The organism is Micromonospora sp. NPDC057141 (genome assembly GCF_042670805.1).
Classification (GTDB): Bacteria; Actinomycetota; Actinomycetes; order Mycobacteriales; family Micromonosporaceae; genus Micromonospora.
Genome location: NZ_JBHUVA010000011.1, coordinates 88,563 through 108,021, shown reverse-complemented (window position 1 = coordinate 108,021; position 19,459 = coordinate 88,563). Strand labels below are relative to the sequence as shown.

The window sequence follows — 19,459 nt, the reverse complement described above, 5'->3', positions numbered from 1 at the left end:
CGGGGCGGTGCCGGGCGCGGCCGGTTCCGGGTTCGGTACCCTGTGTGGCCGTGGACACAGCAGAGAAGGCACGGGCGGTCTCCGAGACCGTCGCCCTGAACCCGCTCGATCCGAAGGATCTGCTCCAGACCTTCGGGCTGGTCGGCGTCTGGGTGATCCTGTTCGCCGAGACCGGGCTGCTCGTCGGCTTCTTCTTCCCGGGCGACTCGATGCTGTTCCTCGCCGGCGTCGCCGCCTCGCCGGTGGCGGACGCGATCTTCGGCGACGGCACCCGGCTCTCCCTGGTCGGGCTGCTGATCGGCGGCCCGATCTGCGCGATCGTCGGTGCGCAGCTCGGGCACTGGCTGGGCGCGCGGTACGGCCGGCGCATGTTCGAGCGCCCCAACTCCCGGCTGTTCAAGCGGGAGTACGTGGAGAAGGCCGAGCACTACTTCCGGAAGTTCGGCCCGGCCAAGGCCGTGGTGCTGGCCCGGTTCATCCCGATCGTCCGCACGTTCCTCAACCCGGTGGCCGGGGTGCTCGGCATGCCGGCGAAGCAGTTCTTCCTGTGGAACGTCGTCGGGGCGATCCTGTGGGTGGACGGCATCCTGCTGATCGGCTACCTGCTCGCCGAGCAGATCTACAACGCGATCGGCGACAAGATCGACCGGTACATCCTGCCGGTGGTCGCGTTGATCATCCTGATCTCGGTGCTGCCGATCTTCTTCGAGTTCCTCCGCGACCGGCGGGCCCGCAAGCGGGGTGAGGTCATGACGGTGATCGCCGCCGCCAGCGCGGCCGGCGCCGTCGAGGCCGTCCGGGACGCGGTCGAGCACCACCACGGCCACCACGACCAGGCGGCCCCGCACGGGCAACACGGGCAGCAGCAGTTCCCGCAGCAGCCGCAGCAGGACGGCGGTCGATGGCCGGAGCACGGCGAGGACCGCTGACGGGAAAGGCGTACGTCGATGGCCGGCCCCGTCGGAACGGGACCGGCCATCGTTCAAGCCGCAATGAAGTAACGAGGCGACTGCCGGTGACCCGGGCAGGCGTCACCGTCCGGTGGTGGCGCCACCCCTGGCACGCCACCCGATGCCGTCCTGAGGCGGGACGACCCGGAACGGAAACCTCGTCAGCGGGCCTTCTTGGTGGCCCGCTTGCGCGGCGGAGTCAGCAGATCCGCGATCGTGGCGATCGCGGTCGGCACCAGCCGGTAGTACGCCCAGACCCCGCGCTTCTCCCGCTCCAGCAAGCCGGCCTCGGTGAGGATACGCAGGTGGTGGCTGACCGTCGGCTGGGAGAGGCCGAGCGGCGCGGTCAGGTCGCACACGCACGCTTCGCCCTCTGGGGCCGACTGGATCAGGCTGAGCAGCCGCAGCCGGGCGGGGTCGGCAAGGGCCTTGAGGACCCCCGCCAGCCGCTCGGCGTCGGCGCGTTCGATCGGCTCGCCGGCAAGCGGCGAGATCTGAGGCATGGTCATTTCAGCCAACGCAGTTCCCACGTATTCCATCCTTCCACCAGCAGCATCGATCCGCCTGCATATCAGCAGATCCGAATCGGCAAACTTTTAGGCCACAAGGCCGAGGTCAGCCAACGTATAGGCCGCCCGATACGGCAGTCCGGCGGCTTCCACCGCGTCGCCGGCGCCACGATCAACAATAACTGCCACACCCACCACTTCGGCCCCGGCCTCGCGCAGCGCCTCTACTGCGGTCAGCACGCTGCCACCGGTCGTCGACGTGTCTTCGACCGCCAGTACCCGCCGTCCGGCCACGTCCGGCCCCTCGATGCGGCGTTGCAGACCATGAGCCTTACCCGCCTTACGGACGACGAAAGCATCGAGCGACCGGTCGGTCGCCGACGCGGCGTGCAACATGGAGAGCGCCACCGGATCGGCGCCCAGGGTCAGGCCACCGACGGCGTCGTACTCCCAGTCGGCGGTCAGGTCGAGCAGCGTCCGACCGACCAACGGTGCGGCCTGGTGATGGAGCGTGACACGTCGCAGATCGACGTACCAGTCCGCCTCCCGGCCGGAGGAGAGCACCACCCGCCCGTGGACCACAGCCAGGTCGATGATGAATTTACGCAGGTCGTCGTGGTCCCCCATGGCGATAGAGGGTACTGCGCAACTCTGGGAGGTGTGTGTGGGGTCCACACCGGTCAGCCCCACGGGCGACCGATGGTTGGCGATGTTCGGCTACTCTGTGCGATCGACCTGCCGGACCGGGTCGGCCGAACCGCCTCCGGGGCCGCTCAAAGGCGCTGCGTCGCAGGTCAGCCGGGCTGGCGGTCGTCGCGACCCCGGGTGTCCCGGGCGAACCGGCGCAGCAGACTGCGTGGGGCGTGCCGCACCGCCGCCACGGCCAGCTTGTAGCGCCGTGACGGGACGCTGACCGAACGACCTTTCCGCAGGTCACGCAGGGCTTCGTCGACGACCTGCTCGGCTCGCAGCCACATCAGGCGAGGCGTGCCGGACATGTCGATCCCGATCCGCTCGTGCGCGCCGGTGCGGGTGTAACCAGGGCAGAGTGCCATCACGCGTACCCCGCGCGGGCGGGTCGTGAGGTCGACGGACTCACTGAAGGCCGTCACCCACGCCTTGCTGGCCGGGTACGTCGATCCCGGCATCACCGGGCCGAACCCGGCGACCGAAGAGACATTTATCACTGCCCCGTCGCCCCGCCCGACCATCGGGCCGACCGCCGCGCGGGTCAGCCGCAGCACCGCGTGCACGTTCAGCCCCAGCAGGCGGGACTCGTCGGCCATCGAGGAGCGCAGGAACGGCTGGTTGAGGCTGATCCCGGCGTTGTTGACGAGCAGGTCGACCTGCTCGTCGCCGGCCAGCCGCCGTTCCACTTCGGCGCAGCCGTCCTCGGTGGAAAGGTCCGCCGGGATCACCTCGACGGGGTGGCCGTACCGGCCCGTCAGCTCGGTGGCCGTCTCCGCCAGCCGGGTGGCGTCGCGCGCCACCAGCACCAGTGCCCAGCCGTCGGCGGCGAGCCGGCGGGCGAACTCCGCGCCGATGCCGGCCGTCGCGCCGGTGACCAGCGCGCGGCGCACGGCGGGGACCTGCTCTGACGTCACGGACGATCCTCAGCGGGGCGGGTGATACGGGGTGGCGGTCGGTGCCGGCGCGGGGCGCCGCCGGCGGAACCAGGCGCCGGCGCTCGGGGAGAGCAGCAACGCGGCTACCACAAGGTAACCGAGCGCCTGGCCGACCGAAAGTGCGGCGTTGGCCGGGATCCAGAACCCCGGATACGCGTCGCCGACCAGGCCGAGCAGCTCGGCGGCGGACCCGTCGCCGGCGGAGAGCCGCAGCGGCACGGCCCGCTGGCCGACCAGCGCCGCCACCCCGCAGCAACCGAAGAGCGCACCCAGCCCGCAGACCACCCAGGCCGCCACCCGGGCCCAGGGCCGGCCGGCGAGCAGCCCGCCCGCCAGGCCGACCAGCACGACGCCCACCAGCACCGTCACCGCCGCCGAGGCGATCGTCGCGCCCCGCAGCAGGAGGACCACGTCGTCGATCTCCGCCGCGCCGGCCGACGTGCCGGCCGCCGCCGACCGGAACCGGTCGACGGTGCCGCCGAGGACGAGCAGCGCGGCGACCGCCGAGACCGCGGCACCGGCGGCCATCAACACCAGCACCGCCGCCGCCAGCCCCACGGCCGCAGGGCGACGGACCGGCACCTGATCGGGGTACGACACGACACATCCCTCCGGTAGGCGTCCGGTTGGAACCTACTCGGAGGGATCGTCGGTGTCGCCGTTTTCCGGCGTGCCCCGCCCCGGCGGTCGCGGGCGGGGCAGCGTCGACGCTCAGTCCGACGACGAGGAGCCCGAGGACGACGAGCCCGCGTCGGAGGAGCCGCCGGACGAGGAGCCGGAGTCCGACGAACCGCCGGAGGACGACGGCCCGGAGTCGCCCCACTGCCCCTGACCGGGAGAGTCCGGGCGGTCGGACGCGGACGGCCCCGGCTGGTCCGGGTAGGGCGGCTGGTCCGGGGTGGACGAGCCGTGGGTCCCGTGCGGGTACGTCGGGTGGCCGGGCTGGTAGCCGGGGGCGGCCGGATAGCCCGAGGGCTGCGGGTAGCCGGGGTGCTGCGGGTACGCCGGGTAGGCGGCACCCGGGACCGGCGGCTCCCAGCCCTGCTTCGGCTTGCGGAAGAACTCGTTCGCCTTCGGCAGGGCCAGCAGGATCAGCGCGCCCAGCACGGCGAGCAGGCCCACGACCCCGAACAGCAGGCTGACCGGGGTGTACCAGGAGGGCAGCGCCCCGGTCAGGCTGCGCTCGATCTCCTCGGCGCTCGGCGCGTCGCCGCCGGCCGACGGCCCGCCCACCGAGCCGGCCGCGCCGTTGATCAGGCTGCCGCCGACGCAGCAGAGCAGGATGCCGCCGAGCACCCAGGTGGTGATGCGGCTGCCGTTGCTGCCCCGGTTGTTGAAGATCCCCAGTACGACGAGGACCAGGGCGAGGACCAGCATCAGCACGGCGCTGCCGATGGCGAAGCCGACGACGAACGTGCCCAGCCCCTCGGCCCCGCTCGCGGTGCCCTCGAACGCGTCCTCGAAGCCCTTACGGAGCTTGCCGGCCACGGCAATCGTCGTGAGCAGGCCGAGGAGCTGGAGGAGAGCGAAGAGCATGAGCAGGTAGCTGGACAGCGTCACGATGCCCGGGCGGGTCCGCGACGGCGTGCTGTGGGTATCGACCATGACTTCTCCCTTCTAGATCACGACGTCACGGTATCGTCCGGAGTCCCGTGCCGCCCGCCGGTGAGCCGCGCCGGGCCCCCGACCCGGTGCGGCGGGCGTCACCCGGCCCGGGACAGCCGGCGGTGCTCGGCCGTCACCACGGCGAGCAGGAACAGGTCGAAGGCCAGCGCGGCGACCGCCCCGAACTGGTTGACCGTGAAGTTGAAGATCTGCCCGAACAGCAGGTCGACCAGGATCGCCAGCTTGAACAGCCGGAACGCGCCGATCCGGTCCCGCCGCAGCCGGACCGCCGCCGTGACGCTGAGCACCGCCGTGGCCAGCGCGGACGCCGAGACGCCGAGTACCGCGCCCCACTCCCGCTCCTCGTCCAGCGCGCCGGTCACCTCGTCGACGGCCACCCCGACCACGGTCAGCGCCGGCTCCACCACCAGGTAGAGCACCACGAAGCGGACCACCCACCGCTGGTCGGTCAGCCCGACGGCGACCCGGCGGACGCGGGTCAGCCAGGGCTGCCAGCACCGGGGCGGCGGCGGTTCCCGGCGGGGCACCGCGTCGAGCAACGCGGCCACGGCGGCCTCGGTGCCCGCGCCGGAGCCCCGGGCCAGCCGCAGCACCTGCGCCCGGCGGAGGTCGGTGAGCCCGTCGATCAGGCCACCGGCCACGGCGTCCAACGCGTTCGCGGTCCGCTCGGCGGGGATCAGCCGGGTCCGGTCCCGGACCGCCTGGGTGATGACCACGAGCACCGCGAAGACGGCGTAGATGATGCCGGCGGCGGGGGCGTAGAAGTAGTCGGTGCGGGCCGTGACGAACTTGCCCACCTCGTCGATGAACAGGCCGAACCCGATCCCGCCGAGGATCGCGCCGGTCATCCGGGCCGCGCCGCCGAGGAAGACCAGCGCCACGCCGAGGCCGGCGGCCAGCAGCAGGCCACCCCAGAGCACGTGCGCGATGTGCAGGCCGCCGCCGCCGAGCTGGGGGTAGCCGGTGGCCCGCAGGAGCGCCCGGGTCAGCAGCACGGCGGCCACCCCGGACAGGACGAACGCCTGGAGGTACGCCGCCGCGGCCAACGCCCGGGGCGGCATCCAGTGACGACGCGACGGTCCGCGCACCATGGTCCCGACGCTAGTAGCCGCGCCACTCCTCGCGGGCGTACTCCAGCACCCGGGGCCGCAGCAGCGTGGAGGCGGGCACGTCGAGCCGGCCCCGGTCGGCGGGGAAGCTCGCGGCCGACGCGAGCGTGCCGGCGGTCAGGAAGCGCAGCCGGGGTGCGTCGGCCGGCAGCGCCAGCGCGGTCGGGGCGGTCCCGGGCGCGGCGAGCACGAAACCCCAGTCGCCGAAGCTCGGCACGTCGACGTGGTACGGCACGGTGGCGAAGCCGGCCTCCCGCACCGACGCCTCGATCGACCAGTACGACCGGGGCGCGAAGTACGGCGAGCCGGACTGCACGACCAGCCGCCCGCCGTCGGCGAGCACCGCCCGGACCAACGCGTAGAACTCGACGGCGTAGAGCTTGGCGGTGGCCGTCTCGTCGGGGTCGGGCAGGTCGGCGACCACCACGTCGAACCGTTCGGTGGCGGCGCGCAGCCAGCCGAACGCGTCGACGTTGACCACCCGCACCCGGGGGTCGGCGAACGCGTCGCCGTTCAGCTCGCGCAGCTGCGGCTCGCTGCGGGCCAGCGCCACCACGGCCGGGTCGAGGTCGACGACGGTCACCCGCCGCACGTCGGGGTAGCGCAGGATCTCCCGCACCGCGAGCCCGTCGCCGGCGCCGAGCACCAGCACCTCGCCGCGCGGGCCGTTCAGCGCCGGATGCACGAGCGCCTCGTGGTAGCGGTACTCGTCGACGGAGCTGAACTGGAGGTCGCCGTTGAGGAACAGCCGCAGGTCGGTGTCGGCGTGGCCGACCTCCCGCACCGAGCGGGTCAACACGATCTCCTGGTAGCGGCTGCGCTCGGCGTGCACCACCGGGTCCCGGTAGAGCTGCTGACGGGCGGTCACCTCGAAGTCGGCGGCGGTGATCCAGGCGTACCCCAGGCAGAGCGCGACCGCGACGGAGCCGGCGGCGACGGCGATGCGCGCCCGGCGGCTCAGCTCCGCCCGGAACACCGTGCAGACCAGCGCCACGCCGGCCACCGCGTTCACCGCGCCGACCACCAGGGCGCCCTTGAGCTGCCCGAAGACCGGGATCAGCAGGAACGGGAAGGCCAGCCCGCCGAGCAGCGCGCCGACGTAGTCGGCGGCGAACAGGTCCGCCACGGCGCTGCCGGCGGACTGCTCCCGGATGCGTTGCAGCATGACCATCAGCAGCGGGATCTCCGCGCCGATGAGCAGCCCGAGCACGAACGCGGTGCCGACCAGCGCCGGGCCGTACAGGTCGAGCCAGGCGAACGCGGCGTAGAGGCCGAGCACCGACAGGCCGCCGAGCAGGGCGAGGGCCAGCTCGACCAGGGCGAACGCGGCGGCGGCCCGGGACTGCAACGGCTTCGCGGCGAGCGCGCCGACGCCCATCGCGAAGACCATCACGCCGAGCACGATCGACGCCTGGCCGACGGCGTCGCCGATCAGGTAGCTGCCGAGCGCGACCAGGGCCAGCTCGTAGACCAGGCCGCAGGCCGCGCAGACGAAGACGGCGACCAGCACCGCCGAGCGGGCCAGCCGCCAGCGCGGCCGGGCGGTGGGGGCGCCGCCGTCGACCGCCGCCGGCGTCGCGGTGGTCACGCCTTCCCCGGGGTACGCCCGGCGGGCGCCGCCGCGCGCTGCCGGCCCCGCTGCACGAACCCGACGGTGAACAGCAGTGCGGTGACCAGCAGCAGCCCGCCGGTGCCAAGCAGCCAGCCCCAGCGGTCCCGCCAGAAGTCGCTGCCGGCGTCGGGCAACGGGGCGACGGTGGCGCCGGGCTGCGCGCTCGGGGCGGCGGCGGGCGGCACCACGCCGGCCTCGGCGAGCAGCAGCGGCAGCGCGACGGCGGCCCGGCAGACGGCCCAGCCAGGGTCGTCGACGAACACGTCCTCTGCCAGCCCGAACCGGGCGAGGCCGGTCTCGACGGCGTACAGGTCGGCACGGTCGAGGTCGGGCGAGCCGGTCACGTCGATGAGCGCGGAGTCGCTGCTCTCGCTGCTCTCCGACGTGTACCGGACGTCGGCGACCACCTCGACCCAGCGCGGGCAGGCCGGGTCGTCGACCACCGGGACCCCGTCGCCGAGGTTGGAGCCGACGCTGACCGGGGTGGAGCCGTACCAGCTCTCCAGCCGCCAGCCGTAGCAGATGCCCTGGCTGGCGGCGGCCTGGGCGAGGATCGGCACGGTGTCGGCCCGCTCGTCGGCCGCCGGGGCGGGGACGGTGGTGCCGCCGGAGTCGCCGTTGACCACGCCGATGCCGATACAGCCGCCGACGAGGACGACGGTCACCAGCGCGATGATCCAGCCGCCGGCGGCCGACGACTTCTTCACCGCCACCACCGGCTGGCCGGGCCGCCTGCCGCCCGGGTGCTTGCCGGCGGTCATCAGCTGATCGCGGCGGCGATGATCGCGCCGGTGGCGAGGTGCACGACGGCGGAGACCCACACGGCGGGGTGCGGCTCCGGGTCGACCAGCAGCTCGCCGAGCCGCCCCGGGGTCACGGCGTCGAGCAGCAGGAACGCGGCAGTCATGATGACCAGCCCGACGATCCCGTACGCCGCCGCGCCGACCAGGCCGATCACGAAGTCGTCCTCGCTGGCGACGATGGCGGCGACCACGATGGTGCCGACGCCGAGCAGGTTGGACGAGAGCAGCAGGGCGGCGTTGCGGTTGCGTTCGGTCCAGATCAGCTCGTGCAGCTTGCCGGGGGTGGCCACGTCGACCAGGCCGTAGCCGACGCCCATCAGGACGACGCCGAGCACGCCGTAGGCGAGGGTGACCAGCAGATCGGTGACGAGGTTCTGCAAGGGGGACACTCCAGGGTGAGGGGCGGTCGTCGGGCTACTTGCCGGCGCCGGGGCCGCCGCCCCGGACGGTGCTGCCGCGTCCCCAGCCCCAGTGCGACCCGACGGTCGAGTGGTAACGGGGGTAGGCGGTGGTGAGGCGTTCGAGCAGGATCACCGAGCCGGCGGCGATCGGCAGGATCACCACCGAGTCGTCGTCGTAGCGCAGGTAGACGCCGCTGCCGTCGACGTACTGGTCGGCCGGCTGCCAGGCGTCGGTGACCTCCTTGGCGACCTGGCTGGGCGTCTTCGCCGAGGTGTACGCCACGGCGTTCCCGCCGATGTCGCGGCCGGCCGCCCGGTTGTACCGGTCCTGCACGTACCCGCGCGGGGAGAAGTTGCCGTAGAAGATCGCGAAGGCGGCGAGCAGCGCGCCGACGACGGCGACCGCCGCGCCCACCACGAACCAGCGTCGGTACGTCATCTGGACACCACCGTCTCGGTCAGGACCAGCTCGTTGGTCTGGGGGTACGCGTGCCAGGTGCGCCAGCCGACCGCCCCGTCCGGCGGGTCGGGGCGCACCGCGAGGGCGGTCACCGCGTCGGCGTCGCCGGGGAACACCCCGACCAGCGCGTACGGGTCGCCGGCCAGCTCGGCGCGGAGCGCGGCGACCCGGGTGCTCAGCTCCGCCCCGGCCGGGCGCAGCACGGTGGCGGTGAACCGGTAGCCGTTCGCCTCGTCGAGCCGGGTGGCGGGCAGCTCGGGCGGCCGGCCGGGCAGGCAGGCGACGGTCTCGGTCAGCTCGACGCCGGCCGCGCGCAGCACCACCTGGTGGGACGCGCCGAGCAGCCGCAGCCGCAGCCGGATCCCGCCGGGCAGGTCGAGGTCGAGCACGTGCAGCGCGGGGCGCTCGCCGTCGCCGAGGGCGAGGCTGAGGTCGGCGGCGCTGGTGTCGACGTACGGGGCGTCGAGGGTGACCAGCACGGGTCAGCTCACCGTCCCCGGGCCGGCCTGCGGGTAGATCATCACGTCGGAGCGGTGCAGCTCGTCGCCCCGCGCCACCTCCCACGCGGCGTCGCCGTACGCCTCGAAGGAGAGCCGCAGCTTCCCCGGGCCCCGGTAGTCGTGGTAGCGCATCGCGCCGGACGGGTCGAGGCCGGTGGTGCCGGTGCCGGTGAACCGGGCGTGCCCGGCCTCCTTGCTGGCGTAACGGTGGCCGTCGAGGTCGATGCTCGGCGCGCCCGGGGTGAGGGTGAGCGCCGGGTCGGTCGTCCAGAGCACCATGATCACGTCCGGGTCCTCCTCGACGGAGAGCCAGAGCTGGCCGCCGCCGGCGTCGTCGAGCAGGTGCTCCGACCAGGTCCAGCTGCCCTCCCTGAGCAGCACCGAGCCGCGCACCGCGTACGACGTGCCGCGGATCTCGACGATGTCGCCGGGGCTGAGCCGGCGCGGGTCGCCCCGCAGCGCGTCGGCGTCCCGGTCCCGGAACGGGTCCACCGGGCCGGGCCTCCCCGCCGTCCGCTTGCGGGAACGCTGCATCGCCACCACGGCGACGACGACACCGGCCACCGCGATGAGGCAGCCCGCCCCCGTCACCAGATACGCCACCGAACCGTTCAACCCGATCGCCTCCCCCAGTCGCGTCGGCGCAGACGGTAACAACCCCGCGCACGTCGGGGAACCCGAGCGGTGCTGAGTAGTGACTCAGCTACGAACCGCCCTCGGGGCCGGTGAGCTGGGCATCGGCGTACTCGCCCAGTGTGGTCCGGCCCATGATGCAGCCGGCAAACGTGGTGAATTCGGCCTCGGAGCAGCGCAGCGCCTCCCACGCCGCGCGGGCGGCGGCCGGGTCGACCCGTGCCAGCAGGGTCGCCGCGTACGCCCGGCCGGCCGGGGAGCCCTGCGCCAGCAGCCAGTCGACCTTCCGCCGGGCCTGCTCGGGGTGCGCGTCGAACTGCCGCTCGACCTCCCGGTACGCCTCGGTCTCCGGCAGCACCGTGCCGGCGAACCCGACGCCGCCGAAGGCGAGCGTGTCGGTGCCCGCCAACTCCCGCACCGCCGCGTCGAGCCGCTCGACCATCCCAACCCCCTCGAAAGGAAGGGCCCCCTGTTAACGCAAAACGTTGTACAGGGGGCCCCTATCAACATCCGGGCCAGCGTGTCAGGCCGCGGCGACCGTCAGGCCATCCTTGCCGTCGGCCAGGTCGACCTGGACCGTGTCGCCGTCGCGGATCGCGCCGGCGAGCAGCGCCCGGGCGAGCTGGTCGCCGATGGCGGACTGCACCAGCCGGCGCAGCGGGCGGGCACCGTAGATCGGGTCGTACCCGTGCTCGGCGAGCCACCCCCGGGCGGCCTCGCTCACGTCGAGTGCCAGCCGGCGGTCCGCGAGTCGCTTCCGCATCCGGTCGAGCTGGATGTCGACGATGGCCCGCAGGTCGTCGCCGAGCAGCGCGGCGAAGACCACGATGTCGTCGAGCCGGTTGAGGAACTCCGGCTTGAAGTGCGACCGGACCACCGCGAGGACGCCCTCGCGGCGCTGATCCTCCGTCAGCGTCAGGTCGCCGATCACCGACGACCCGAGGTTGGAGGTGAGAATCAGGATCGCGTTGCGGAAGTCCACCGTGCGGCCCTGGCCGTCGGTGAGCCGGCCGTCGTCGAGCACCTGGAGCAGCACGTCGAAGACGTCGGGGTGGGCCTTCTCCACCTCGTCGAGCAGGATCACCGAGTATGGCCGGCGGCGCACCGCCTCGGTGAGCTGGCCGCCCTCCTCGTAGCCGACGTACCCGGGCGGGGCACCGACGAGCCGGGCGACGGAGTGCTTCTCGCCGTACTCGCTCATGTCGATGCGGACCATGGCCCGCTCGTCGTCGAAGAGGAACCCGGCGAGGGCCTTGGCCAGCTCGGTCTTGCCGACGCCGGTCGGGCCGAGGAAGAGGAAGCTGCCGGTGGGGCGGTCCGGGTCGGCGACGCCGGCACGGGCGCGGCGGACCGCGTCGGAGACGGCGGAGACGGCCTCGGACTGGCCGACCACACGCGCGCCCAGCGACTCCTCCATCCGCAGCAGCTTGGCGGTCTCGCCTTCGAGGAGCCGGCCGGCGGGGATGCCGGTCCAGGAGGCGACGACGGCGGCGATGTCGTCCGCGCCGACCTCCTCCTTGAGCATCGCGCCGTCGGCCTGGAGGCGGGCCAGCTCCTCCGCGGCCTTCGCCAGGTCGGCCTTGAGGGCGGGGATGCGGCCGTACCGCAGCTCGGCGGCCCGCTCCAGCTCGCCGTCGCGCTCGGCCCGCTCGGCCTCGCCGCCGAGCCGCTCCAGCTCCTCCTTGGCCGTGGAGAGCTTGGTGATGTGGCTCTTCTCCGTCTGCCAGCGCTCGGAGAGGGCGGTAAGCTGCTCGCGCTTGTCGGCCAACTCCTTGCGCAGCCGGTCGAGACGCTCGGCGGAGGCGGCGTCGGGCTCCTTGGCCAGCGCCATCTCCTCGATCTCCAGCCGGCGCACGGCCCGCTCGATCTCGTCGACCTCGACCGGGCGGGAGTCGATCTCCATGCGGAGCCGGGAGGCGGACTCGTCGACCAGGTCGATCGCCTTGTCCGGCAGGAACCGGTCGGTGATGTAGCGGTCGGAGAGGGTCGCGGCGGCGACCAGGGCGGCGTCGGTGATGCGTACGCCGTGGTGCACCTCGTAGCGCTCCTTGAGCCCACGCAGGATGCCGATGGTGTCCTCGATGGTCGGCTCGCCGACCAGCACCGGCTGGAAGCGGCGCTCCAGGGCCGGGTCCTTCTCGATGTGCTCGCGGTACTCGTCGAGGGTGGTCGCGCCGACCATCCGCAGCTCGCCTCGCGCGAGCATCGGCTTGAGCATGTTGCCGGCGTCCATCGAGCCCTCGCCCTTGCCCGCGCCGACGACGGTGTGCAGCTCGTCGAGGAAGGTGATGACCTGGCCGTTGGAGTTCTTGATCTCCTCCAGCACGGACTTGAGCCGCTCCTCGAACTGGCCCCGGTACTGCGCGCCGGCCACCATCGCGCCGAGGTCGAGCGAGACCAGCTTCTTGTCGCGCAGCGACTCGGGCACGTCGCCGGCCACGATCCGCTGGGCCAGGCCCTCGACGATCGCCGTCTTGCCGACGCCGGGCTCGCCGATCAGCACCGGGTTGTTCTTGGTACGCCGGGACAGCACCTGGATGACCCGACGGATCTCGGAGTCCCGGCCGATCACGGGGTCGATCTTCCCGTCGCGGGCGCTGGCGGTCAGGTCGACGCCGTACTTGGCCAGGGCCTGGTAGGTCTGCTCCGGGTCGGCGGTGGTGACGCGGCGGTCCCCGCCTCGGACGGTCGGGAACGCGGCGACCAGGCTCTCCTCGGTCGCACCGGCGTTGCGCAGCGCGGTGGCGACCGTGCCGCCCACCCGGGCCAGGCCGGCGAGCAGGTGCTCGGTGGAGGTGTATTCGTCGCCGAGCGGCCGGGCGATCTGCTCGGCGGCGCCGATGGCGTTGACGAACTCGCGGGCCAGCGTGGGCTCGGCGATGCTGGAGCCCCGGGCGGCGGGCAGGGCGTCGACGGCGCGCTGGGCGGCCCGGCGCAGCTCGGCGGGGTCGGCCCCGGCGGCGCGCAGCAGGCCGGCGGCGGTGGACCCCTCGGTGTCCAGCAACGCCAGCAGCAGGTGCCAGGGCTCCACGGTGGCGTGACCGCGCTGGTTCGCCAGCGCGACGGCACCGGTGATGGTCTCGCGGCTCTTGGTGGTGAGACGTTCCGTGTTCATGGGCTCCCCCGGATCGGCGTGTCCACTAGGAAGGACACAACCAGAGTTGAGCCTATTCCGCTCAACCTCGCCAGCGTGACCTGAGTCACTCCACGGCATGGTCGGCGGGTGCGGCGCGGACCGGCGACGGTCTGTGCGCCCCCTTTGGAGCTGCCCCGTCTGTGCTATCGGGCCGGAGGGCCAGGCAGGGCGCGGCCACAGCCGCGCAGAGGGCCCCATGATCGGCATGCAGCACGCAGCGCCCGGTTCGTGGCCGGTTGCGGTGGAACCGCGTCGGCGTGTCGTGTAGCGGATGCAGCCACATCTCCCGGCCCGGTCTCTTTGCCGGTAGCACAAACGGGGCAGCTCCCTATGCGGCGAACGAGTCCACCGCCCCGGCAAGGCGGCGCGGCAAGGCAAGGCAGCCTCGCCGCCGGGCGCCGGCACCGGGGTCCGCTGCCAGGTCCGCCCCTGGTCCGTCGAGACCGCCGCGTACGGCTTGCCGCCGTCGACGCCGGCCACCACCAGCAGGCCCCGGGCCTCCACGATGCCGTGCGGCACCGGCACGCGCGGCTGGGCTGGCAGCGGCGTCATCCGCTGCCCCGCCGAGCGGACCACCCGGCCGGTGGCCTGGTCGAGCTGGAACCGGCCCTGCGCGGCCCGCCACGCGACGGGCTCCTGCTTTCCGGTGGTGTGCGCGAAGGTGCGCCCGCCGTCGACCGTGGCGTAGCGCACCGCCGGGCAGTCCCGCGCCGCAGGCCGGGACCCGGACCTCGCGCAACTCGACGTCGACGGCCGGGGGCGACGGCGCCGGCTCGGTCGCGGGCGGCCGGGGCGACGGGGCCGCGCGGTCCGGCGGCGGGCGGCGGACGTCGTCGATCGAACAGCCCGCCACCAGCGGTACGAGCAGCAGCGCGACCGCCCTGCGGCCGAATCGACGAGTCATCGGCCTGCCCCCCAACCGGTAGCCTGGCGCCGTGCGAGTACGTGTCGAACAGACTGCCCTTCCCGGGATCGGAATGCGTCACGAGCTGGTGACGGAGTCCGGACGCCGGCTCGGTGTGGTTTCCCACCGCAATGGCCGCCGCGACCTTGTCCTCTACGATCCGGATGATCCCGATTCCTGCCAGGCCGACATACCGCTGACCGACGACGAGGCCGAAGCGCTGGCCGACATCCTCGGCGCGTCGCTGATGCTCGGTCAGCTCTCCGGGCTGCGCGAGCAGGCCGCCGGACTGCTCACCGAGCAGATCGCCATCCCGGCCGGCTCCAAGTACGTCAACAAGCGGCTCGGTGACACGAAGGCCCGCACGCGGACCAGCGCCTCGATCGTCGCGGTGCTGCGCCAGGGCGAGGTGATCGTCTCGCCGGACCCGGCCTTCCGCTTCGACGCCGGTGACGTGGTGGTCGTGGTCGGCACCCGCCAGGGGCTCGACGGCGTGACCGCCATTCTTGCCGACAGCGACCCGGACGGCTGAGGCGCGGATGCACGAGACCACAACGTTGCTCATCGAGGTCGGTGCACTGCTGTTCCTGCTCGGGCTGCTGGGGCGGCTCGGGCGGCGGATCGGCCTCTCGCCCATTCCCCTGTACCTGCTCGCCGGGCTCGTCTTCGGCCACGGCGGCGTGCTGCCGCTCAACGCCAGCGAGGAGTTCTTCGCCGTCGGCGCGGAGATCGGCGTGATCCTGCTGCTGGTCATGCTCGGCCTGGAATACTCGGCGGGCGAGCTCGTCGGCAACCTGCGCTCCGCGGCGCCCGCCGGCCTGATCGACGGCGTGCTCAACGCGCTGCCCGGCGCGGCCTTCGCCTTCCTGCTCGGCTGGGACTGGGTGGCCGCGATCGTGCTCGCCGGCATCACCTGGATCTCCTCCTCCGGCGTGATCGCCAAGGTGCTGGCCGACCTCGGTCGGCTCGGTAACCGGGAGACGCCGGTGGTCCTCTCGGTGCTGGTCATCGAGGACCTGGCGATGGCGCTCTACCTGCCGCTGCTCACCGCCGTGCTGGCCGGCTCCGGCCTGCTCCGCGGCGGCGTCACGCTCGGCGTCGCCGTCGGCACCGTCGTGCTGGTGCTCGTGGTGGCGATCCGGTACGGCCACCTGATCTCCTCTGCCCTGTCCGCGAAGGACCCGGAGGCGCTGCTGCTCGGCGTGCTCGGGCTCACGCTGCTGGTCGCCGGCATCGCGGCGAAGCTCCAGGTGTCGGCGGCGGTCGGCGCGTTCCTCGTCGGCATCGCCCTGTCCGGCCCCGTGGCGCACCACGCCACCGAGATGCTCTCCCCGCTGCGGGACCTGTTCGCAGCGGTGTTCTTCGTCTTCTTCGGCCTGGTCACCGACCCCCGGGACATCCCGCCCGTGCTGCTGCCGGCGCTCGCGCTGGCCGTGGTGACGATGGGGACGAAGACGCTGACCGGATACCTGGCCGCCCGGCGGGTGGGGATCAAGGAACCCGGCCGGTGGCGGGCCGGGCTGGCCCTGGTGCCACGCGGCGAGTTCTCCATCGTCATCGCCGGGCTCGCCGTGGCCGCCGGCAGCGTCGAGCCGAGGCTGGCCGCGCTGGCCACCGCGTACGTGCTGATCACCGTGGTGACCGGGCCGATGCTGGCCCGGCTGCCCGACTTCGCCTGGTTCAAGGTGTGGCTGCGGCAGCGGGCCGTCGCCCAGCGCCCAGAGCCGCTGGTCAGCACCGATTGAGTCGGAGCTCAGTTCGCCGCCGGGGCGGGGTCGGCCGTACGGTCGGCCCCGCCCGCGTCCATCGGATGCCGAATTGGTGCCGGGAGCCCCTTCCCCCTGGTCGGCGGCCCGGGTTACCGTTTCGCCCCAGCAGCAAGGGTCCGTGGGAGGCCGCTCGGCCGCCCTCGGGCGCGAGCGGAAGGTTGGCCGGTGAGCGTGCAGGACTCGACGTTCCACGGCTTCGCCAACCCCGTCGACCCGTCCCCGGCGGAGTTGCGGGCGTGGGCGTACCAACCCGACTCGGTGCCGTTGACGTCGATGCCGCCGGACTGGGACCTGCTGGTCTCCGGGGACCACCTGGTGCAGACCCTCTTCGAGCTGGCGATGGACCCGGCCTGTCCGGCCCGCCGGTTCGCGCTGCACTGCCTCTACATCTACGCCGCCGACGGCATCCGGACGAACTTCCGCGCCCACCCGAAGCGGCGCTTCCGCAAGCTGGTCGAGCAGTCGGAGCGGACCGGCGACGAGATGATGCGGACGTGGGCGCACAACAGCCGGGTGCTGCTGGCCCGACCCCACCTGTTCGTCTACCGGGACTGGTGCGAGGGCGGCCTGGTCCGGGAGAACCGCCGCATCGGCTGACGCTGACGCGTGGGCGTCGCCTCAGGCTGCCGATCCGCCCCGATCGTCGCCACCCGCGTCCCGCTCGGCGAACCGGCCCTCCTTGACCTTGTCGGCGAACCGGCCCTCGGTGATCTTGTCGAACTGCTGCCGAGCCGACTTGGCGACCCGGTCGAGCCGCTCCTCCGCCTGCTTCGCCACCTTCTTGGCCGGTTCCGACATGGCTCCCCCTCGCCGGCGCGGTAGGCCCGGGTCGTTCGGGCCGGGCCTGATTCGCAGGTTAGCGGAGCCGGCCCGGCCCGCGCCGGGGTTCCGGGAAGCGGACCGGGCCGGTAGGGCTCGGGTGAGGTGCGCGGCGGGTCAGCGGTCGCGCCGGGGACGCCAGACCACCAGGGCCGTGGAGGTGCGGTTGGTCGGCACCAGGTCACTGCCCGGGAACCGGGCGAGGGACTCCAGCTCAGCCACCCGCCGGTACGCGGCGTCCAGCTCGGCCTCCAGCCGCGCGACCCGCTGCTGGGCCTGCTCCAACAGGCGTTCCAGGCCGATGATCCGCTTGACCCCGGCGAGGTTGACCCCCTCGTCCTGACTGAGCCGCTGCACCTCGCGCAGCAGCACCACGTCCCGGACGCTGTAGCGGCGCCCGCCGCCGGCCGCCCGGCCGGCCTGCACCAGGCCGAGCCGGTCGTACTGGCGCAGGGTCTGTGGGTGCATCCCCGCCATCCGCGCCGCGACCGAGATCATCAGCACCTTGGCCTCGTAGGCAGGGTCACCCGAGCCGACGTGCTCTCCCGCCATCCCCGCTCACCTCCGCACACACTCCAGCAGGCTCAACTGAACCGACGCACCCGGGCGTCGAGATGTTCCCGGGCGGCCGGCGGGGTCTGCTCGGCGAACGTCTCCAGCGCCGCCCGCGCCTCGTCGGACACCCCGGCGGGCACCACCACGTCGAGGGTGACCAGGAGGTCACCGGCCCGGCCGTCGCGGCGCACCACGCCCTTGCCCCGGGCGCGCAGCACCCGGCCGCTCGGCGTGCCCGGCGGGACCCGCAGGGTCACCGTGCCGTCGAGCGTCGGCACCCGCAGGTCCATGCCGAGCACGGCCTCCGGGAAGGTGATCGGCACGGTCAGGGTCAGGTCGTCCCCGGTACGCCCGAACAGCTCGTCCGGCCGCACCTTCACGTGCACGTACAGGTCGCCGGCCGGGCCGCCGCGCTCCCCCGGCTCGCCGCGCCCGTTCAGCCGGATCCGCTGCCCGTCGGCCACCCCGGCGGGGAAGCGGACGTTCAGCGTGCGGGTCTTGGTGACCCCGCCGGTGCCGTGGCACTCCGGGCACTTCTCCTCGACGACCGTCCCCACGCCCTGGCAGTTGCGGCACGGCTCGGAGAAGCTGAACGACCCCTGGTTGCGGTTGGTCACCCCGGCGCCGTGGCAGACCTGGCAGGTCACCGGTGAGGTCCCCGGCTTCGCCCCGCTGCCGGCGCACGTGTCGCAGATCCCGGGCGCGCGCAGGGTCAGCGGGAGGGTGACCCCGCGTACCGCGTCGCCGAAGTCGAGCGCCACCTCGGTCTCGATGTCCCGGCCCTTCGCCGGGCCACGCGCACGGGTCGGGCCGCCGGCCCCGCCGCCGGAGAAGATCGTGCTGAACAGGTCCTGGAAGCCGGCCCCGCCGAAGCGCCGGTCACCGCCGCCCGCCGCGCCGCCGAACATGTCGGACACGTCGAACGGCTGCCCGCCGGGGCCACCCGGACCCCGGGCGTTGCGCCGGAACTGCCCCGAGCCGAACAGCGAGCGCATCTCGTCGTACTCGCGGCGCTTGGCCTCGTCGCCGAGCACCGCGTACGCCTCGGAGACGGCCTTGAACCGCTCCTCGGCTCCTGCGTCGCCCGGGTTGTGGTCCGGATGCGACTCCCGGGCCAGTTTCCGGTACGACTTCTTGATCTCGTCCGAGGAGGCGGACTTCTGCACGCCCAGCGTGGCGTAGTAGTCCTTCTCGATCCAGTCCTTGGTACTCACCGGTCCACCCCCTTCCACGGGACGTACCCCGGACGTCCCGCCCGCCCGGTGCGGGCGGGCGGGACGACACGGGTCGGCACTACTGCGGGTCGGCGACCGCGACCATCGCCGGCCGCAGCAGCCGCTCGCCGAGCTGGTAGCCGCGGCGCATGACCTGCACGCAGGTCGGTTCGGTCACATCGGCGGAGGTTTGGTGGGCCACCGCCTCGTGCCGGGTCGGGTCGAACGGGTCGCCCTGCTCGCCGAACGCGGACAGGCCGAACTTGCCCAGCGCGGTGGTGAGCTGCTCGGCGACCGTGCCGAACGGACCCACCAGGTCACCGTGCTCGCGGGCGCGGTCCAGGTCGTCGAGGATCGGCAGCAGCGCGGTGAGCACCGAGCCGGTCGCCTGCTCCTGGACGAGGCTGCGGTCCCGATCCACCCGCTTGCGGTAGTTGGCGTACTCCGCCGTCACCCGTTGCAGGTCCCGGGTCCGCTCGTCCAGCTCGGCCCGCAGCGCCTCCAGCTCGGCGCCGAGCGGCGGGCCGGCGGGCGGAGCCGTGCTCTCGACCGGCTGCGCCGGGGCGTCGACCACGGGCGGCCCGTCCACGGACGCGGCCTCGACCTCGATCTCGTCGACCACGATCTCGGCGTCCTCGACCAGCCCCTCCGCCGGGGTGTCGGCCCCGGCGTCGGTCGCGGCGGGCGGCTCGGACCTGCTGATCCTGCGGTTGTCACGGATGACGACCCGCGGCTGCTCACCGGCGGACTGCCCGGCGGTCGCGGAGCCACCCGGCGTCGACCCGGACTCCACCGGGTCGGCGGCTCGTGGCTTCTCCGTCATGCGGTTACCTC

Annotated in this window: 22 protein-coding genes; 4 read left to right on the top strand and 18 right to left on the bottom strand. The window is 73.4% G+C overall.

Annotated elements, in window-relative coordinates; all coding sequences use genetic code 11:
• The first annotated feature begins 44 nt into the window (after window positions 1-44).
• The gene (locus ACFT41_RS10010) at window positions 45-929 is read left to right on the top strand and encodes a DedA family protein (protein ID WP_377587306.1); all 885 of its coding nucleotides are present in this window, start codon (window positions 45-47) and stop codon (window positions 927-929) included.
• Window positions 930-1,111: 182 nt separating this feature from the next.
• On the opposite strand, the gene ACFT41_RS10005 is transcribed toward ACFT41_RS10010, so the two are convergent.
• From ACFT41_RS10005 to clpB, 14 genes are all read right to left on the bottom strand, one after another.
• The gene (locus ACFT41_RS10005; protein ID WP_007073957.1) at window positions 1,112-1,489 is read right to left on the bottom strand and encodes a helix-turn-helix transcriptional regulator; all 378 of its coding nucleotides are present in this window, start codon (window positions 1,487-1,489) and stop codon (window positions 1,112-1,114) included.
• 57 nt (window positions 1,490-1,546) lie between these two features.
• Entirely contained in the window at window positions 1,547-2,086 is a 540-nt protein-coding gene (gene pyrE / locus ACFT41_RS10000; RefSeq protein ID WP_377587304.1) for an orotate phosphoribosyltransferase, read from the bottom strand.
• A 167-nt stretch (window positions 2,087-2,253) separates the two neighbouring features.
• A complete protein-coding gene (locus ACFT41_RS09995; protein WP_377587302.1) occupies window positions 2,254-3,063 on the bottom strand; it encodes an SDR family NAD(P)-dependent oxidoreductase in 810 nt (269 codons plus the stop codon).
• A 9-nt stretch (window positions 3,064-3,072) separates the two neighbouring features.
• Window positions 3,073-3,684 carry a hypothetical protein gene (locus ACFT41_RS09990; RefSeq protein WP_377587301.1) on the bottom strand — a complete coding sequence of 204 codons (612 nt, stop codon included), beginning with the start codon at window positions 3,682-3,684 and terminating at the stop codon, window positions 3,073-3,075.
• A gap of 111 nt (window positions 3,685-3,795) precedes the next feature.
• Window positions 3,796-4,689 carry a hypothetical protein gene (locus tag ACFT41_RS09985; RefSeq protein WP_377587299.1) on the bottom strand — a complete coding sequence of 298 codons (894 nt, stop codon included), beginning with the start codon at window positions 4,687-4,689 and terminating at the stop codon, window positions 3,796-3,798.
• A gap of 98 nt (window positions 4,690-4,787) precedes the next feature.
• A complete protein-coding gene (locus tag ACFT41_RS09980) occupies window positions 4,788-5,771 on the bottom strand; it encodes a hypothetical protein (RefSeq protein ID WP_377587321.1) in 984 nt (327 codons plus the stop codon).
• Window positions 5,772-5,811: 40 nt separating this feature from the next.
• Entirely contained in the window at window positions 5,812-7,407 is a 1,596-nt protein-coding gene (locus ACFT41_RS09975; RefSeq protein ID WP_377587297.1) for a polyamine aminopropyltransferase, read from the bottom strand.
• Window positions 7,404-8,192, bottom strand: a complete 789-nt coding sequence (locus ACFT41_RS09970) for a hypothetical protein (protein WP_377587296.1) — start codon at window positions 8,190-8,192, stop codon at window positions 7,404-7,406. Before ACFT41_RS09970 ends, ACFT41_RS09975 begins: the two co-directional genes overlap by 4 nt.
• Window positions 8,192-8,614 carry a DUF350 domain-containing protein gene (locus ACFT41_RS09965; protein WP_377587319.1) on the bottom strand — a complete coding sequence of 141 codons (423 nt, stop codon included), beginning with the start codon at window positions 8,612-8,614 and terminating at the stop codon, window positions 8,192-8,194. The genes ACFT41_RS09970 and ACFT41_RS09965 overlap by 1 nt, the downstream gene beginning before the upstream one ends.
• Window positions 8,615-8,648: 34 nt before the next feature.
• Complete coding sequence (locus ACFT41_RS09960) at window positions 8,649-9,074, bottom strand: DUF4247 domain-containing protein (RefSeq protein WP_377587295.1); 426 nt, start codon at window positions 9,072-9,074, stop codon at window positions 8,649-8,651.
• Complete coding sequence (locus tag ACFT41_RS09955; protein ID WP_377587294.1) at window positions 9,071-9,574, bottom strand: DUF2617 family protein; 504 nt, start codon at window positions 9,572-9,574, stop codon at window positions 9,071-9,073. The genes ACFT41_RS09960 and ACFT41_RS09955 overlap by 4 nt, the downstream gene beginning before the upstream one ends.
• 3 nt (window positions 9,575-9,577) lie before the next feature.
• Window positions 9,578-10,210: a DUF4178 domain-containing protein gene (locus tag ACFT41_RS09950; RefSeq protein WP_377587293.1), complete on the bottom strand. Its 633-nt coding sequence runs from the start codon at window positions 10,208-10,210 to the stop codon at window positions 9,578-9,580.
• 88 nt (window positions 10,211-10,298) lie between these two features.
• Window positions 10,299-10,670 carry a hypothetical protein gene (locus ACFT41_RS09945; protein ID WP_377587291.1) on the bottom strand — a complete coding sequence of 124 codons (372 nt, stop codon included), beginning with the start codon at window positions 10,668-10,670 and terminating at the stop codon, window positions 10,299-10,301.
• Window positions 10,671-10,751: 81 nt separating this feature from the next.
• A complete protein-coding gene (gene clpB, locus ACFT41_RS09940) occupies window positions 10,752-13,343 on the bottom strand; it encodes an ATP-dependent chaperone ClpB (RefSeq protein WP_377587289.1) in 2,592 nt (863 codons plus the stop codon).
• A 956-nt stretch (window positions 13,344-14,299) separates the two neighbouring features.
• On the opposite strand from clpB, the gene ACFT41_RS09935 reads away from it, so the two are divergent.
• The 3 genes from ACFT41_RS09935 (at window position 14,300) to ACFT41_RS09925 (ending at window position 16,634) form a co-directional block, all read left to right on the top strand.
• On the top strand, window positions 14,300-14,800 hold the full coding sequence (locus ACFT41_RS09935) for a cation:proton antiporter regulatory subunit (protein WP_377587287.1): 501 nt from the start codon (window positions 14,300-14,302) through the stop codon (window positions 14,798-14,800).
• A 7-nt stretch (window positions 14,801-14,807) separates the two neighbouring features.
• On the top strand, window positions 14,808-16,013 hold the full coding sequence (locus ACFT41_RS09930; protein ID WP_377587286.1) for a cation:proton antiporter: 1,206 nt from the start codon (window positions 14,808-14,810) through the stop codon (window positions 16,011-16,013).
• 189 nt (window positions 16,014-16,202) lie between these two features.
• Complete coding sequence (locus tag ACFT41_RS09925) at window positions 16,203-16,634, top strand: hypothetical protein (protein WP_377587285.1); 432 nt, start codon at window positions 16,203-16,205, stop codon at window positions 16,632-16,634.
• 21 nt (window positions 16,635-16,655) lie between these two features.
• Here the strand turns inward: ACFT41_RS09925 and ACFT41_RS09920 are convergent, their stop codons facing one another.
• The 4 genes from ACFT41_RS09920 to grpE all read right to left on the bottom strand — a co-directional run bounded on the left by ACFT41_RS09920 (window position 16,656) and on the right by grpE (window position 19,448).
• Window positions 16,656-16,835 (bottom strand): hypothetical protein, encoded by a 180-nt coding sequence (locus ACFT41_RS09920; protein ID WP_377587284.1) that lies wholly within the window; start codon window positions 16,833-16,835, stop codon window positions 16,656-16,658.
• Between the two features lie 138 nt (window positions 16,836-16,973).
• Window positions 16,974-17,408, bottom strand: a complete 435-nt coding sequence (locus tag ACFT41_RS09915; protein WP_377587282.1) for a heat shock protein transcriptional repressor HspR — start codon at window positions 17,406-17,408, stop codon at window positions 16,974-16,976.
• 32 nt (window positions 17,409-17,440) lie between these two features.
• Complete coding sequence (gene dnaJ, locus ACFT41_RS09910; protein ID WP_377587281.1) at window positions 17,441-18,625, bottom strand: molecular chaperone DnaJ; 1,185 nt, start codon at window positions 18,623-18,625, stop codon at window positions 17,441-17,443.
• Window positions 18,626-18,704: 79 nt separating this feature from the next.
• Complete coding sequence (gene grpE, locus ACFT41_RS09905; protein WP_377587280.1) at window positions 18,705-19,448, bottom strand: nucleotide exchange factor GrpE; 744 nt, start codon at window positions 19,446-19,448, stop codon at window positions 18,705-18,707.
• Window positions 19,449-19,459: the final 11 nt, after the last annotated feature.

Coding starts and splice junctions, on each gene's coding strand:
- ACFT41_RS10005 (WP_007073957.1), bottom strand. CDS start 1,489: ATGGAATACGTGGGAACTGCGTTGGCTGAAATGACCATGCCTCAGATC.
- pyrE (WP_377587304.1), bottom strand. CDS start 2,086: ATGGGGGACCACGACGACCTGCGTAAATTCATCATCGACCTGGCTGTG.
- ACFT41_RS09985 (WP_377587299.1), bottom strand. CDS start 4,689: ATGGTCGATACCCACAGCACGCCGTCGCGGACCCGCCCGGGCATCGTG.
- ACFT41_RS09980 (WP_377587321.1), bottom strand. CDS start 5,771: ATGCCGCCCCGGGCGTTGGCCGCGGCGGCGTACCTCCAGGCGTTCGTC.
- ACFT41_RS09970 (WP_377587296.1), bottom strand. CDS start 8,192: ATGACCGCCGGCAAGCACCCGGGCGGCAGGCGGCCCGGCCAGCCGGTG.
- ACFT41_RS09960 (WP_377587295.1), bottom strand. CDS start 9,074: ATGACGTACCGACGCTGGTTCGTGGTGGGCGCGGCGGTCGCCGTCGTC.
- ACFT41_RS09945 (WP_377587291.1), bottom strand. CDS start 10,670: ATGGTCGAGCGGCTCGACGCGGCGGTGCGGGAGTTGGCGGGCACCGAC.
- clpB (WP_377587289.1), bottom strand. CDS start 13,343: ATGAACACGGAACGTCTCACCACCAAGAGCCGCGAGACCATCACCGGT.
- ACFT41_RS09930 (WP_377587286.1), top strand. CDS start 14,808: ATGCACGAGACCACAACGTTGCTCATCGAGGTCGGTGCACTGCTGTTC.
- ACFT41_RS09920 (WP_377587284.1), bottom strand. CDS start 16,835: ATGTCGGAACCGGCCAAGAAGGTGGCGAAGCAGGCGGAGGAGCGGCTC.
- ACFT41_RS09915 (WP_377587282.1), bottom strand. CDS start 17,408: ATGGCGGGAGAGCACGTCGGCTCGGGTGACCCTGCCTACGAGGCCAAG.
- grpE (WP_377587280.1), bottom strand. CDS start 19,448: ATGACGGAGAAGCCACGAGCCGCCGACCCGGTGGAGTCCGGGTCGACG.